Origin of the sequence: Microvirga sp. 17 mud 1-3 (assembly GCF_003151255.1) — a bacterium.
GTDB lineage: Bacteria > Pseudomonadota > Alphaproteobacteria > Rhizobiales > Beijerinckiaceae > Microvirga.
Genome location: NZ_CP029481.1, coordinates 1,582,942 through 1,598,388, shown reverse-complemented (window position 1 = coordinate 1,598,388; position 15,447 = coordinate 1,582,942). Strand labels below are relative to the sequence as shown.

The following is a 15,447-nucleotide window of genomic DNA, read 5'->3' as shown; positions in this document are numbered from 1 at the left end:
GGGTAAAGCGCAATCCTGTCGGGGTGGGCCTCACCTTGCCGGCACGGCCGCTCCCCTCTCGCGACGGCTCTGCTGGAAGAGCAGGCGGGAGAACATTGCGGCCCGCGCCAAGCCCGCCAACGCGAGAAGCAGGGCGAGGGATGGCACTCTCTCGCCAAAGATCAGCAGCCCGGCCGTGCAGACCGCAAGAATCAGGAGCGAGGCCAGATGCCTACGGAAGGCCCGGACCTCCACCCCGTAGATCGCAACGAGCTCGATCAGCGGATTGGTCACCGCCAGGAAGGCGGAGCTCAGCGCAAACCACTGCACCAGACGGAACAGCTCGGGCCAGCGTGTATGCAGAAGAAGTGGCGAGAGGAAATGGGCCATCACGATGATGGCAAGGAACATGCCGCCGAGCATGAGCGCCAGTCGCAGAACCGGACGCAGCGCATAGCGCAGCGGCGTCTTGTCCTCGACGATGGCCCGCTGCAGGGTCGGCACCGCTACGAAGCCCACCAGGAAGCCCGGGATATCCAGCAGGCGAAGCGCCAGGATCATCTGCCCGCCCAGATGTGGCGGCAGGGTCAGGCCGGCCAACAGGGCGGGCGCAGAATCGAACGCGATGCTCAAGAAGGCGTTGGGCAGGCCCGCCAGAGGCATCTGCCGCCACTTCGCCGCATGATGGAGCAGAGCGCCGCGCGGCTGGGTCTCCCGTCGCCAATCCCGGTTACCCATGCGCAGAACGAAGGCCGCAACGAGATGCCCCACTGCATCGCCGAGGACCAGAGCCAGAACAGCATCCGCGCCGATCCAGTAGGACGCGAGCGTCACCAGGGGTTGGACGATGCTCTGGACGATGGCGCTGCGCGCCCGGACCCGGGGACGACCCGACCGGGTCAGGATAAGATTCTCGATCCGCAGCTTCACCCGCGCCAGGATTCCCAGGGGCAGCAGCGCCATGGCGGCGGCGGGCAGAGCGACGAGATCGTTCCATCCCATCAGGATCACGAGGGCACAGAGACTCGACACCGCCAGGAGGAACAGGGCGCAAATCCCCTGCGACAGCATGACAAGCGCACGGGCATCCCCCTCATGCCGGACCGCCAGGATCGCGGCCTCGTAGCGGCCACAGGCGGCAACGGACAGGAGGGACAGGATGCTCACATAGACCCCGAGGGCCGCATAGGGAGACGGACCGAGGATCGCGGCCGTGACCAGCAGCCCGACCGTCGAGATCGCACGCGCCGAGAGCGTCCCCAGGAGGAGAACGAGGCTGCCACGGGGCAGGTAACGGGACCCGACGGCAAGAAGCGCCGGGAGAAAAGGAATTCGTGCCAACATCACCGGGAATGCAGGGCCGGGATGGCCTGCCGTAAGGGAAGCACCTCTTATCGGACAGGTCCGGTCACCGGAAGAGGACCATGTGGCGCGGCATGGTCCCCGCTGGCGCATGGCTCAAAGGCCGGGCTGCGGCCTCAGCTTTCCGTCGCGAGCGACGGGGCGGCGCGGCGTCTCGCCCGCTCCGCCGCCTCTTCGGCGCATTTTTCCAGGTGGACCTGCCGGTTGATCACCTGGAGGTTGGGAGCGCCCCAGAAGGCAAGAAGCTCCGGCCAGGCTCTCGTCCTATGTTCGGACCAGACGGCAAAGAGCGGAACGCGATGATCCACTTCGGCGGTCCTGAGCAGGCGGCGGCCTGTCGCCGGGCATTTCCGCTTCTGGCGCAGCTTCAGCATGCGGAGATGGTCCGTCGGCGCCGTCCAGAGCCGCCAGGCGACCACACAGGCGGAATGCCAGGTCGCATTCCGGTTCGGCTTGCCGTCGTCCCAGGCATCCTGGTGCCAACCCAGCCGGTAGACCGGCTGGCCGCAGACGCAGCAATGGCCCGGCCCGCGCGAGGAAGCCGCCTCCCGATAGGGTGACGGCGGCATGCGGAAGGTTGCGGGCAGACCTGTGTCCTTGTCGCGCCCGAGGCGCCATTGCCACCCGGCAGGCTCCCCGCTTTTCGCCGCAAGGGCCCGCGCCAGCCTGTCGGCTAAGAGCGGGCGGTGACGCCAGTAGGATTCCATGGCCCGACGCTGGGTTGGCGGGATCAGCGGCTGCCGGAGAGCGTGCGCTAGGACGCAGGCCGGAAAGGACGGCGAAAGCCGGCTTTCCAGCCGGGCAAGCGCCTTCTGGTTCTTCTCGTCTCGCCAGCTGGACATATTGGAGCGGCCGCCCCTCCTGAATCGCCACCGGCTCTTTACCGGCAATCCGCCCCGAGGTGAACCGAGCAGGACTGCGCCTTTATGTTTCCAACTCGGCCGCCTCGATGAGGAGCTCGAAGGTGACAAGGACCGGGTTGTCGCCGTGAACGATCTCTCCGCTGGAAATCCCACCCTCGATGTCGACCACGTCCAAATGGAGGCGAGCTCTCGGCTGGCCGTCGACACTCTCCACGCGGCCATGCCGGATCAGGACCTCCGTCGCGTGGGATTCCACGCTCGACCCGTCGGCATAGCGCACTTCGTTGAGGCTGCCGATGCCATGGACATGGGCGGTCCGGATGCCGTGCTCCCGGCAGATCGCCTCGATGGCGAGGCTGATGTCGACATTGGGGCGGATCCTGGCCAGGAAGACGCGTGCCCCCACCTTGTCCTCCGCACCGTCAGTCCTGACCGGCTCGAACAGGGTAAAGTTGGTCTCGGCATCAGGCCGGGCCTCGAAGGTGGCAGTTCTCACGCCGATGCCCGATGCCTCCACCGGTTCCCCGATGAGAGTGTCCGGTGCGAGCAGATGGCCCATCCGGACGCCGTCTTGTGTGGTCCAGATTCCGTGGCAATGAAGGAAAGGCCTTCCGTCACGCCGGCCCACGATGGCCCCGGCCCGTTCGAACGACACCGGGCCTGCGGGCGCGAAGGTGTCGCTGTACCAGGCTGCATGACTGTCATCGGGCGATGCCGCCGGCATCACGTATTTGAACGGCTCGCACCGGCCGCCCCTGAAGGTCACGAAACCGCCTTCGCATCCGGCGGCTGCAAATCCCTTTGAAACAGCCTCGTCGACCGTGTGCCCCGGCTCCAGCCTGAAGCGCAGGCGAACGGGCGTGCTGGCCACGACCGTCGCGCGATTGCTCGCAATAGGGCCTGGGTGAAGGATCTGCCTCATCGTTGTGCTCTCTCATATCCGTTCGGCACAGATTATGGCCTCAGCGGAATTCCGACACCGCACAGCTCTGCCCGCCGTCCACGGGCAGGCAAACTCCGGTGATGAACCGGGCCTCGTCGGAAGCCAAAAAGACGGCCGCGTTCGCGACATCCCATGCCGTTCCCATCTTGCCCATCGGGACAGCGGCGTTGCGGGCCGCAACCATCTCGTCGACCGATGCATATTGCCCGGAGATCTGCCTGTAGATCAGCGGCGTGTCGATGAGGCCGGGCATGATGCAATTGGCCCTTATGCCGTCGCGGGCATATTGCATGGCGAGCGCCACGGTCGCCTGATTGACCGCCGCCTTGGTGGCGTAATAGGCAAAATAGGGATAGCCGGTCCATCGGATCGCCGCGAGCGACGAGATGTTGACGATGGCTCCCCTGCCCTGCCGGAGCATATGCGGAACCACCGCCTTGGCGGTCCGGTAGACGGGGCCGATATTCAGGTCGAGGGCCGCAGCGAACTGTTCCTCGCTCAGCTCAACCGGGCCGCCCATGTGAGTCACGCCCACGTTGTTGTGCAGGATGTCGATGGCGCCGAACGCATCGATCGTTTCGGCAACGGCCGTCTGGATCGATCCCGTATCGGTGACGTCGGCCGAGAGGGCCAGGGCGATACCGCTCTCCCGCGAGATGATATCCGCAGTTTCGTCCGCAGCTGCCTGCGCAAGATCGATGCAGGCCACCCTGGCGCCCTCGCGGGCATAGGCGACAGCAGCGGCCTTGCCGTTGCCCCAGCCCGGGCCAGACGAGCCTGCGCCGAACACGATGGCGGTTCTGCCCTTCAGACGTTCGCTCATGGTCCTCTCGATCCGTCGCGAAAATGGGATTGCCGCACGCTCATGCGGGCATCGCGGCAGCGACCCCGACATCGTCGAGAAGGCCCGCGATGGAAAAGCCTCCATCGACACAGATCGTCTGCCCTGTGATGTAGCTGGACTTGCGTGGATCGAGCAGGAACACGGCCGCTCCTGCGATCTCGTCCGGCGAACCGTAGCGCCGCTGCGGCACCGTCGTCATCCAGGCCGCCCGCACCTCCGGCGTGTGCATCTCCTGAACGAGCGGCGTCTCGATGGGACCTGGCGCGATGACGTTCACGCGGATGCCGATAGTAGCCAGCTCGACGGCCATCACCCTCGTCATGGTGATGACGCCCCCCTTGGAAGCTCCGTAGGCCACGCGCCCCCTGTTGCCTGCGATGCCCGAAACGGACGCGACGTTGACGATGGCGCCGCCGCCGCGCTCCCTCATGCGCTTCGCGACTTCCCGGGACACCACGAAGCTGCCGATCAGGTTGACCTCCAGCATCCTGCGGAAGAGCTCGACATCGGTGTCGAGCGCCGGCACGTCGCGCCCGATGCCGGCGGAATTGACAACGCCCGTCAGGGGACCGAACTCCGCCTCGCAAGCGGCGACGGCGCGGATAACCGCATCCTCGTCCGCAACATTCATGGGCTCATAGCGCACGCTGTCGCCGTTTGGCCCAAGGCTATCCTTGCACCGCTCGAGGCTCTCGGCGTTCAGATCCGCAACCACGACACGCCAGCCCTCTGCCAGGATGGCCTGAACGACCGCGAGGCCAATGCCCGAGGCTCCCCCGGTCACGAGCACTGTCTGCTGAGCCATAATCGTCTCCCCATGCGGTTGTAAGCCTTCCGTCACGGGCGCGTCGCCGCCAGGGTCAGGCCGGCACCCGGACCGGCCGGTCCAGTGGCAGGCAGCCCCGGGCTTCGAGTTCCGAACGGATCTGCTTCTTGGTGATCTTGCCGTAGGCGGACTTCGGAAGAGCGTCCCAGAAGAACACGCGCTTCGGAAGCTTGTAGCGGGCGACCTTGCCGTCCATCCAGGCGAGGAGCGCGCCCTCGTCGAGATCGGCCCCGGGCCGCAGGACGCAGACAGCTACGCCCACCTCGCCCCAGGTCCTGTCCGGCACTCCGACGATCGCCACCTCGGCGATGCCCGGATGGGTCAGGATCTTCTCCTCGATCTCACGCGGATAGACGTTGGAGCCGCCGGAAATGTACATGTCGGAGGCCCGGCCGGTGATGTAGAGATAACCGTCGCGGTCCATATGGCCGAGATCGCCTGTCCGGAACCACCCATCCCGAAAGGCTTTGGCGTTAGCCTCCGGGTTGTCGTAATAGCCCGCGAATACAGCCGGACCGCAGACGCAGATTTCCCCGGTCTCGCCCGCCGCAAGTTCGCGCCCCTGCTCGTCCTGGATCGACACCTGCATTCCGGTCCGCTCGTAGCCGCAGGTCCCTACCTTCACGTCGGGGCTATCCTCCGGGTCGTGGAGCGCCGGAGGCAGCACCGTGATGTTGCCCGTGACCTCGCCTAAGCCGAAATACTGGACCAGCACCTTGCCGAGCGTCCGCAGCGCGTGCTTCTGGTCCTCCCGGTACATGGGTGCGCCCGCATAGATCACGTATCGTAGGGACGTGTGATCGTGCGCGTCGACGGCAGGATGCTCGGTCAGCAGCTTGACGATGGTCGGGACCGTGAAGAGGTTCGTGATCCGCCAACGCTCGACGAGCCTCCAGGCCTCATCGACATCGAACTTGTCGCCAGGGAGCAGGACAGTCTTCACGGCTCGCGCCACCTGCGTGAGCTGATGAACGCCAGCGCCATGCGACAGCGGCGCCACGACGAGGGACGCATCCTCGTGCGTGGTGCCGGGCATCAAATCGCAGAGGTGGTTCGTCACCACGAAAGCCATCTGGCCGTGTGTGAGGACAGCGGCCTTGGGGCGCCCGGTCGTGCCGGAGGTGAAGAAGAACCAGCACGGATCGTCGTGCTCGACGGGCGCCATGTCGGCGCCTTCACCGAAATGCTGTTCTACGAGGGTGTCATAATCCTCGCCGAAATCGGAAGCCCCGATGGAGATTGCGAACCGGAGGTCCGGACAGGCTGCCCGTACCGCCGCGACATGCTCCGGAAATTCACGGTGGCAGATCATCGCGGAGGCGCCGCTCGACTGGCCGAGATACGCGACCTCGTCCGGCGTCTGACGGAAATTCGTCGGCACCCAGACGGCCCCGAGCCGGAAACAGGCGAACATCGACTCGAACATCTGGTTGCAGTTCTTGGACTGCACCAGGACGCGATCCCCTTTCCGGACCCCAAGCGCTGCCAGGGCCGCCGCCATGGCATTCACGCGTCGATCCAAGTCCGCCCAGGTCCAGGTCGCATCACCCCACACGAAGGCGACCTCGTCCGGATGGCGGCGCGCCGCCTGGCTGAGGAAATTGGCGAGGTTCATGACCCGCTTGGAGACGGGCACGAAGCCTTTCAGGGGCTCGGAAGGCCCTGTCATTTCAGGAAGCCGATCGAGATCCACGGCACTGCCGCAACGATAAAGGTGCCGATGAGGAGCGCGAAGAGATAGCCGAGGATCGGCCGCATGCCCTCCGCCGGTTCGACCCGCCCGATGGCGCAGGCGGCGTAGTATCCGACCCCGAAGGGCGGCGCGAAGAGGCCGATGCCCATGGCCAGGATGACCACCATCGCATAATGCACCTCGTGGATGCCGACGGCCCGCGCGATTGGGAAGAGAAGCGGCCCGAAGAGCACGATGGCCGGAATGCCTTCCAGCACGGACCCCAGGATGACGAACGCGATGATCGACACGATCATGAACGTCACGGCGCCGCCCGGCAGGCCGGTCATGGCGGCCGCCAGCGACCGCGAGAAGCCGGATTGCGTGAGGCCCCAGGCCATGCCGGTCGCGGTGCCGATGATAAGCAGGATCGCACCCGAGAGGCAGGCCGTGTCGACCAGCATCGGCTTCAACCGCCGCCAGTCGAACTGGCGGTAGATGACGAGCCCGATCACGATGGCGTAGACGATGCCGATGGTGGAGACCTCGGTGGCGGTCGCGACGCCTTCGACCACGGCAGCACGGATGACGAAGGGCAGCGCGATGGCCGGAACCGCCACGATGAAGGAGCGCCCGATCTCACCCCGGCTTGCCCGCTTCACATGGCTGAGATCCTCTTTCCGGTAGCGCCACCAGACCACGAAGCAGAGCGTGATGGCCAGGACGACAGCCGGCATGAGACCGCCCGTGAAGAGAGCCGCAATCGACACGCCCGTCACCGACCCGATGGTGATCAGGACGAGGCTCGGCGGTATGGTTTCGGTCTGCGCGCCCGTGGCCGAAAGAAGGGCCACGAGATCGCCGGGCTTGGCGCCCCGCGCCTTCATCTCGGGGAACAGGACGGGCGCGACGGCTGCCATGTCTGCCGCCTTGGCGCCCGAGATGCCGGACACCAGATACATCGCCCCGACCAGCACATAATGAAGGCCGCCGCGCACATGCCCGAGAAGGCTCGCCAGAAAGGCGACCATCGCGCGGGCCATGCCGGTCATCTCGATCAGGAGACCGAGGAAGACGAAGAGCGGCACGGCGAGCAGGATGAGATGGGACATGCCCTCATCCATGCGTCCGACCAGCACCATGAGGGGCGTATGGGTGGTCAGGATAAGGTAGCCGAAGATCGAAAGCCCGAACGCGAAGGCAATCGGAATGCCCGCAAGTACTGATGCGGCAACAACGCCGACGAAGAAAATGACGAGGTTGAGGTTTCCGAGCTGGCGGAACAGGGGCTCGGCGAGCCAGAAGGCACCGACGATCACCACGACCGCCACAACGGCCGACGCGAGGGTTCGGAGCGAGCCGACCCGCGCCAGGCGCAGCAGGGCGAACACCGCCATGAGGCCGACGCCGACCGGCAGGGCCGCGGCACGCCAGGCATTGGTGATCTCGAGGGCCGGCGTCGTGATGTAGGTCTCCTCCTGCGCGTATTCGAAGGCCGGCCAGGCGATGAGGAGCAGGAACGCCAGCGCAGCCGCAGTCGCGAACACGTCGAGGAACGCCCGGGCTTCTGGCGACGCCCGGGCGACGATGGCCGTCATGCGCATGTGCTCGTTGCGACGGAAGGCGACGACCGCGCCGAGCATGGCGAGCCAGAGGAACAGGATCGAGGCCAGCTCATCCGACCAGATCAGGGGCTGGTGGAGCACGAAACGCGCCACGACGCCCGCAAACAGGATCACGATTTCGACCGCGACGAGGATCGCGACCGGAATTTCCACGATGGCGCCAAGAACGGCATCGAGCGATGCCAGCCAGGAGCGCTCCGCAGGGAATCCGGAACGCTCCGCGATCAGGCTCGCCCCACCAGGGTGCGACTGAATGCGGGCCATGGGGATCAGACCAGCTTGCCGACGGACTTTTCCAGAATGGCCCAGGCCTCGTCGCCGTACTTGCCTTTCCATTCGGCATAGAAGCCGGCCTGCCGCAGCTTGTCCCGGAACGGCACGGGATCGGGCTGGTTGAACACCAGGCCTTTTCCGGCAAGCTCCTGTTGGAGATTGGCGTTGAGCTTGGCGACGTCCTCGCGCTCCTTGATTGCCGCCGCATTGATGTGCTTCGCCATGATGGTGCGCACGTCCTCAGGCAGGCGCTCCCAGGCGCGGCGGTTCGCCAGGAACCAGAATCCATCCCACATATGGTTGGTGAGGGAGCAGTATTTCTGAACCTCGTAGAGCTTCGCGGTCGAGACGATGGCCAGCGGGTTCTCCTGCCCTTCGACCACCTTGGTCTGAAGCGACGAGTAGACTTCGTTGAAGTTGATGGAGGCGGGCGCGGCGTCGAAGGCCTTGTACATGGAGGTCCAGAGCGGCGAGACCGGCACCCGGATCTTGAAGCCCTTCAGGTCGTCAGGGGTATTGATGGGCTTCGTCGACGAGGTGGTCTGCCGGAAACCGTTGTCCCAGATCTTGTCCATGGCTACGAGGTTGGCCTTCGCGATCTGGGCGCGCACATAGGCGCCGAGCTCCCCGTCCATGGCCTTCCAGACGGCATCATAGTTCGGGAACGCGAAGCCCACCCCGTTGATCGAGGCGGCCGGCACGAGGGTCGACAGGATCAGGCCCGACAGGGTGAAGAACTCGACGCCGCCCGAGCGCACCTGGCTCAGCGTATCTGTATCCGATCCGAGCTGGCTGTTGGGGAAGATCTGGAGGTCGACGCGGCCGTTGGTCTCGGCCTTGATCGCGGCCGCCATTTCGCGCGCCCTGGCGTTCATTGGGTGCGTCTCGGGCAGGTTGTTCGCGTATTTGTACGTGAACTCCGCCTGCTGGGCCCGCGCGATGAACGGGGCGCCGATGACGGCACCGGCGAAAGCGGTCGAGCCGACACTCAGCAGCCGGCGACGAGACAAAATCATGTAAGCCTCCTGGTCCGGTCCCGCAGGACCTTCGCGTTTCCTCGATCCAGGTCCATATGCCGGACCCTTGTTGTTTTACGAGCGCCTCTTTCCGGGCGCTTCTTTCAGGGCATTAGGAGGCACTCCGTCCCCGGTCGTTGTCAATTGAAAATGCTTCCCCTAGAGAAAGCTCTATTCGAAGGCCCGAGAAGGTCCATATGCTGGAACATCCGAAGACGATCTCGGCCAAGATTGCCGTCCAGGGAATCGACGAGGCGGCCGCCAGCGGTGCGCAGGCCATCGACCGCGCCGCGACGCTGCTGCTCCTCGTCGGGAGGGCGGGCTCCCCGGGTGCCCGGCTGTCCGAGATCGTCGAGCAGTGCAATCTGCCGAAGCCGACGGTCCGCCGCATGCTTCTCGCACTGGTGCGGGCCGGGCTTCTCGATCAGGACCTCGAGACCCGGCGCTATTATATCGGCCCTGAAATCTACGTTCTGGGCACCCTCGCGAGCGCCCGCTTCGGCATCCACTCGATCTCGCTTCGCTCGCTCGTGCGGCTGAGCCAGGAGACCGGCGATACGGCGTTCCTGTCGGTCCCGCGTGATGTCTATTCGATCTGTGTGCACCGGGAGGAAGGCCCCTACCCGATCCGAGTCCACGCCCTCCATGCGGGAGACCGCCACCCGCTCGGCATCGGGGCGGGCAGTCTGGCACTACTGGCCGCCCTGCCGGACGACGAGGTGGACGAGGTTCTTGCGGCGAATGCGGACGTGCTGGCCGACAAATACCCGCCCTTCTCGCCGCCTATGCTGCGGAAATTGGTCCGCGAGACGCGCCAGAGGGGCTACTCTCTCAATCCCGGCCTGCTCCTCGCGGATTCCTGGGCGATCGGCGTCGCGTTCCGCGGACCGAACAATCGTCCGGCCGGTGCGCTCTCCATCGCCGCCACGGAAAGCCGGCTCAGCGAGGAGCGGCAGCGTGAACTCGTGCCGCTCCTTCAGAAGGAAGCAGCCTGGATCGAAGCGCGCCTCCTCAATGCCGACGGTGCCGACAAGCCGCCTCGGAAGAAGACCGGGCGCGCCTATCCATAAGGAGCCCTGCAGCCTGGATACGCGTCAGAGCACCGAAATGGAGGAATTCAGGAGGTCGGTGACAAGCATGTGACCGGGCGCATGGGTGATGCAGAATTCCGGCCGGACATTTGCGATGACCGATTGCGGCGTGACCCCGCAGGCCCAGAAGACCGGGATCTCGCCCTCCCGGATCTCGACGGGATCGCCGTAATCCGGCTTGCCGATGTCGGCGATGCCGATCAGCGAAGGATCGCCCAGATGCACCGGCGCGCCGTGCACGGATGGAAAGCGGGACGTCACCTGCACGGCCCGGATTGCGTCCGCGGCCTTGAGCGGACGCATGGAGACCACGAGCGGTCCCGAGAACGGCCCAGTCGCCACGGTCGGCATGTTGGTCCGGTACATGGGCACATTGCAGCCCTGTTCGATATGGCGCACGGGCAGGCCATCGGCCAGCATGGCCTCCTCGAACGAGAACGAGCAGCCGATCAGGAACGAGACGAGCTTGTCGTTCCACAGATCGCGAATATCCGTGGGCTCGGCCACGAGTTCGCCGTGCCGCCACACCCTGTAGCGCGGTACATCCGTGCGGATGTCGATATCCCGGCCCAGTTCCGGCAGGAACGGATCGCCCGTTTCGGACACCGCCAGAAGCGGGCATGGCTTGGGGTTGCGCTGGCAGAAGCGGAGGAAGTCGTGCGCCAGATCCTCCGGAAGGATGGCGAGGTTCGCCTGCACATGGCCGGGGGCGAGATTCGCCGTCGGGCCCGTCAGAATGCCCGCACGGGCATCGAGCCGCGCCCGATAGGCGGCGTCGTTATGGGTCACTGAAGGCATCGTCGCGTCCTTTTTGTCGTTCTGTCGCGATCCCGGCCAATGGGCGAAGGTTACTTTTGCGAGCGTTGGCGCAGCGCCTCCACGGCCATGCCGATGGCGAGAATCCGGCGGTCGGCACCGGCTGCGCCCGCAATCATGAGGCCCACAGGAGCGTTGCCCGGCGCATGGCACGGGACCGACAGGGCACATCCGTTCAGGAAGTTGATGAGAGTCGGGTTGCGCAGGATGAGGCCGTTGGTGGCGAAATAAGCCTCGTCGCTTGCCAGGAGATCGGCAATCGCGGGTGCGACCACCGGAACGGTCGGGAGGAGCAGCGCGTCATAACCGGCGATCCGCGCCTCCACGGCCGCGATCCAGGCCTTGCGCGCAGCGAGGAGGTCGATGTAGTCGGCGGCCGACATTTCCTGGCCACGCAGGATGCGCGGCATGACCCGCGGATCGTAGCGGTTCCCCGCGCGCCCGATCAGGTCCCGGTGCCATGCCATGGCCTCCGAGGCCGTAAACCCGCCCTTGGCGTTGATGGCCGCAAGCGAGGCGAATTCCGGAATCGCGATCTCCTCCACGTGCGCACCCGCGGCCGAGAGGCTCGCGAGCGCGGCTTGGAAGGCCTTCGCGACATCCGGATCCATCCCCTCGAGCACGAGAGTGGTCGGGACGGCGAACCGCAAGCCGCGGATGTCGGCAGGCTGCGGAAGCGGCTCCTCGTCAGCGGCCATGATCGCATCGAGGATTGCGCAACACTCCACCGAGTGAGCGATGGGGCCGATGGAATCGAGACTGGTCGAGAGTGGCAGCACGCCCGTCAGGGGGATGCGCGCAGCCGTCGGCTTGAACCCAACCAGTCCGCAGAGCGCCGCCGGAATGCGGACCGAGCCGCCGGTATCAGAGCCGATGCCCGCGACCGCCATACCGTCCGAGACTGAAACCGCCGCGCCCGAGGACGAGCCGCCGGGAATCCGGCCCGTCGCCCGATCCCAGGGATTGCGCGGCACGTCGTAATGCGGGTTGAGGCCCAGGCCCGAATAGGCGAACTCGGTCATGTTGGTGCGGCCGACGATGATGGCCCCGGCGGCGCGCAGGCGCTTGACCACCGTGGCGTCTTCCGTGGCGGCGGGCTCGCCGTCCCGGGCCACGGACCCGGCCATGGTGACCTCGCCGGCAACGTCGAACAGGTCCTTGATCGAAATCGGCAGGCCGTCGATGGGCGTGCGGACCAGCCCTGCCTTGCGGAGGATGTCGGACGCCTGAGCGGACGCACGGGCCGTCTCGGGGTAAAGCCGGGTGAAGACACGGCCCCCTCCCCCGCAGGATCGGACGCGCGGGCAAGCGCCTCCTCGGTCAGAGCCACGGCCGTGGTGTGGCCTTCAGCGAGGGCCGCTTGCTGTTCTTTCACTGTCGAAACCATGTCTTCTCAACCGTCGTAAGGAGGCCGCAGGGGACGAGGCTCAGGAAATCTCCGGCAGAACCTCGATGGTATAGTCGTGGCTCAATGTGCGCCCGTGGCGCGGATCAAACAACTCCATGCTGAAGGATGGCGCTGGCCGGATGCCGCCTTTGGCGCCGACCGTACCACAGATCATCCCGATGCCTTCGGGAAGCATCGCGGCTCCGCCCGTGAATCCGGCGATCAGGTCGAGCGGGGGACGGAGCGAGGCCAGGGTGCCTTCCTGATAGAGCACCCGCTCCCCGCCCTCCTGGATGAAGGAGCGGATCACCAGTTCGTCCCAGTGATCGGCGACATCCGCGTAGCGCCATGCGCCTTTGGCAACGGGCTTGGCGCAGATCTGCTTCGAGAGAGCAACGCTGTGCGTCTCAAGCTTCCGGTCGGTGTGGTCGGACGCCAGGCTGACATAGAGTTCGCCGCCGACCTGGAAGACGAACGTCTCCACCTCGCCCGAGGACTGATCGCCCACCACCTGGATGTGCGAGGCCTGGGTCAGCTGGTTCTCGGCGACACGGTAATACAGCGGAACGGAACTCGGACGCGGTACGCCGATGGCGAAGAGCTCCTCGATGTGGTGCTCAATGGCATGCCGGTCGCGCCCCGCCCAGCCCGCCACAATGAGGGACGAGATCTCGACCTCGAGGGGACTGTTCAAGCCTTCTGCATGGAAAGAGAGTTTCATTATCGTCCTGACGATGTTGATACGAGAGTTTGAGGCCTGGGCCTATCCAAAGATGCTGGGAAGCCAGAGCGCGAGGCCGGGGAAGAAGGCCAGAAGCGCCAGCAGCAGGAACATGGCGAGCACGAACGGCAGCGCGCCCGTGATGACGGCCCCCATGGACCCGCTCTTGCGCAGGCTCTGAACCACGAAGAGGTTGAGCCCGACCGGCGGCGTGATCAGCGCAGCCTCCACCAGAATGATGATGATGATGCCGAGCCAGATCGGGTCGTAGCCGAGAGCCATCATGATGGGCGCGACGATCGGGATGGTCGTGATCATCATGGAGAGGGTCTCCATGAAGCAGCCCAGCACGAGATAGAACAGGATGACGATCAACAGCATCCAGCCCGGCGAGAGCCCGAGCCCCGTGATGGAGCCCGTGATGGCATCCGTCAGCCCGGTGGCCGACATGATGAAGTTCAGGAAGGCCGCGCCAATCACGATCAGCATGATCATGGCCGTGGCCTGCATGGTGCCTTCGATACAGGTGCGCAGCATCGTCCAGGTCAGGCGGCGGAACCACGCCGCAAGGATCAGGGCGCCCAGCACGCCGAGGGCAGCGGCCTCCGTCGGCGTCGCAAGACCCGCATAGATCGACCCGACGACCAGAAAGAAGATCCCGAGCGGCGGCGCAAGGTGGACAAGGCTCCGGAAGCGCTCGCCCCAGCTCGCGCGGATCTTGTGCCCGCTCCAGGACGGCTTTGCGATGCAGGCGGCGATGATCACGAGCATGAACAGGGCGGCCAGCAGGAAGCCCGGAATGATGCCCGCGAGATAGAGCTTGGGAACCGAGGAATTGGTCAGGACGCCATAGATCACAAGGTTGATCGAAGGCGGGATGAGGATGCCGAGGGTTCCGCCCGCCGCGAGACTACCGAGGAAGAGCGGCTCGTTGTACCCGTAGCGTTTGATCTGCGGGATTGCGACCGTGCCGACCGTAGCGGCGGTTGCGACGCTCGAGCCGGACGTGGCCGCGAACAACGTCGAGGCTCCGATATTGGCATGCATGAGGCCGCCCGGCAGCCAGGAGAGCCACAGGCTCATGGCGCTGTACATGCGTTCCGCGAACCCAGCACGCAGGAGAATCTCGCCCAGCAGGATGAAGAGCGGGATCGCGACCATGAGGAATTCGTTGTTCGTGCTCCAGGCCAGCTCACCGATGGCGCGCGTCAGCGGCAGCATCGAATAGAGAGGGTCCAGGAGCAGCCCGAGGACGCCAAGGGCGGCCCCGACCGGAATGCTCAGCCCGATGAGGACGAGGAGAAGGATCAGTGCGGTCGTGATCATGCGGCGTCTCCCCGGATAATGCGCTCTCCGGCGGCAGCCTCTTCCTCGGCTTCTTCCTGGGTCGAGCGGACGCCGGCGATGGCCTTGACCTCATCGAACCGGCCCGTGATCAGGGCCACTGAGGCCCTCAGCAACATCAGGGCCAGGACAAGGCACATCCAGACGAGGCCGATGAACCAGAGCCCTTGCGGGATGACGAGCGGTGTCGCCAGCGGCGTGTTGGCGGCGGAGTTCTGCACCCAGGATGTCGCAACGACCTCGTAGGCATAGCGGGTCAGCATCGCCATGAATGCGCCGAGCGCCACGATGGAGAGCCAGTCCAGCACGGCCGAAATCCGCACCGGCAGATATTGGTAGAGCACGTCGACACGCACATTGGCGCGCTGCAGGGTCGCAAAGGCGAGCGCCCAGGAGGTGCTGATCGCGAAGGCATAGCTCGACAGCTCGTCCGCGCCGCCGGTGCTGAAGCCGAAGAACTTCCGGACGATCACATCGAAGGAAATCAGCAGCACGCTGCCGATCGTCAACGCTCCGCCGAACCATACGGCCCAGCGGGACATGGTTTCCGCAACGCGGGACGGGCCGTCAAGAAAGAATGGATGGACCTCTGGTCTCATGAGAGCACCTTTTTTCCGACCCTTCATGCGCCGCGGCGGGCTGAAATGGGTGATTGGATGCGCCGGAGCCATAAGAGCTCCGGCGC

Annotated in this window: 13 protein-coding genes and 1 pseudogene; 1 reads left to right on the top strand and 13 read right to left on the bottom strand. The window is 65.5% G+C overall.

The window, feature by feature from the left end; all coding sequences use genetic code 11:
* Positions 1-30: 30 nt before the first annotated feature.
* The 8 genes from C4E04_RS07475 to C4E04_RS07440 all read right to left on the bottom strand — a co-directional run bounded on the left by C4E04_RS07475 (position 31) and on the right by C4E04_RS07440 (position 9,403).
* Positions 31-1,323, bottom strand: a complete 1,293-nt coding sequence (locus tag C4E04_RS07475; protein ID WP_162559313.1) for an oligosaccharide flippase family protein — start codon at positions 1,321-1,323, stop codon at positions 31-33.
* 134 nt (positions 1,324-1,457) lie between these two features.
* The gene (locus C4E04_RS07470; RefSeq protein WP_109596327.1) at positions 1,458-2,183 is read right to left on the bottom strand and encodes a hypothetical protein; all 726 of its coding nucleotides are present in this window, start codon (positions 2,181-2,183) and stop codon (positions 1,458-1,460) included.
* Between the two features lie 82 nt (positions 2,184-2,265).
* A complete protein-coding gene (locus C4E04_RS07465) occupies positions 2,266-3,126 on the bottom strand; it encodes a PCC domain-containing protein (protein ID WP_109596325.1) in 861 nt (286 codons plus the stop codon).
* Between the two features lie 40 nt (positions 3,127-3,166).
* A complete protein-coding gene (locus C4E04_RS07460) occupies positions 3,167-3,970 on the bottom strand; it encodes an SDR family NAD(P)-dependent oxidoreductase (protein ID WP_109596323.1) in 804 nt (267 codons plus the stop codon).
* 40 nt (positions 3,971-4,010) lie between these two features.
* Positions 4,011-4,796, bottom strand: coding sequence for an SDR family NAD(P)-dependent oxidoreductase (locus C4E04_RS07455; RefSeq protein ID WP_109596321.1), 786 nt, complete (start codon positions 4,794-4,796; stop codon positions 4,011-4,013).
* Between the two features lie 55 nt (positions 4,797-4,851).
* Positions 4,852-6,486 carry an acyl-CoA synthetase gene (locus tag C4E04_RS07450; protein WP_109596318.1) on the bottom strand — a complete coding sequence of 545 codons (1,635 nt, stop codon included), beginning with the start codon at positions 6,484-6,486 and terminating at the stop codon, positions 4,852-4,854.
* A complete protein-coding gene (locus tag C4E04_RS07445) occupies positions 6,483-8,378 on the bottom strand; it encodes a TRAP transporter large permease subunit (RefSeq protein WP_245416267.1) in 1,896 nt (631 codons plus the stop codon). Before C4E04_RS07445 ends, C4E04_RS07450 begins: the two co-directional genes overlap by 4 nt.
* Positions 8,379-8,383: 5 nt before the next feature.
* A complete protein-coding gene (locus C4E04_RS07440; RefSeq protein WP_109596316.1) occupies positions 8,384-9,403 on the bottom strand; it encodes a TRAP transporter substrate-binding protein in 1,020 nt (339 codons plus the stop codon).
* Positions 9,404-9,600: 197 nt separating this feature from the next.
* On the opposite strand from C4E04_RS07440, the gene C4E04_RS07435 reads away from it, so the two are divergent.
* Positions 9,601-10,473, top strand: a complete 873-nt coding sequence (locus tag C4E04_RS07435; protein ID WP_109596314.1) for an IclR family transcriptional regulator — start codon at positions 9,601-9,603, stop codon at positions 10,471-10,473.
* A gap of 24 nt (positions 10,474-10,497) precedes the next feature.
* Here the strand turns inward: C4E04_RS07435 and C4E04_RS07430 are convergent, their stop codons facing one another.
* From C4E04_RS07430 to C4E04_RS07410, 5 genes and pseudogenes are all read right to left on the bottom strand, one after another.
* Positions 10,498-11,292 (bottom strand): putative hydro-lyase, encoded by a 795-nt coding sequence (locus C4E04_RS07430; protein ID WP_109596312.1) that lies wholly within the window; start codon positions 11,290-11,292, stop codon positions 10,498-10,500.
* 50 nt (positions 11,293-11,342) lie between these two features.
* Positions 11,343-12,697 (bottom strand): annotated as a pseudogene (locus C4E04_RS07425) (amidase).
* Positions 12,698-12,737: 40 nt separating this feature from the next.
* Entirely contained in the window at positions 12,738-13,418 is a 681-nt protein-coding gene (locus tag C4E04_RS07420) for a DUF2848 domain-containing protein (protein WP_109596310.1), read from the bottom strand.
* A gap of 42 nt (positions 13,419-13,460) precedes the next feature.
* The gene (locus C4E04_RS07415; RefSeq protein ID WP_109596308.1) at positions 13,461-14,744 is read right to left on the bottom strand and encodes a TRAP transporter large permease; all 1,284 of its coding nucleotides are present in this window, start codon (positions 14,742-14,744) and stop codon (positions 13,461-13,463) included.
* On the bottom strand, positions 14,741-15,304 hold the full coding sequence (locus C4E04_RS07410) for a TRAP transporter small permease subunit (protein WP_245416266.1): 564 nt from the start codon (positions 15,302-15,304) through the stop codon (positions 14,741-14,743). Before C4E04_RS07410 ends, C4E04_RS07415 begins: the two co-directional genes overlap by 4 nt.
* Between the last annotated feature and the right edge of the window lie 143 nt (positions 15,305-15,447).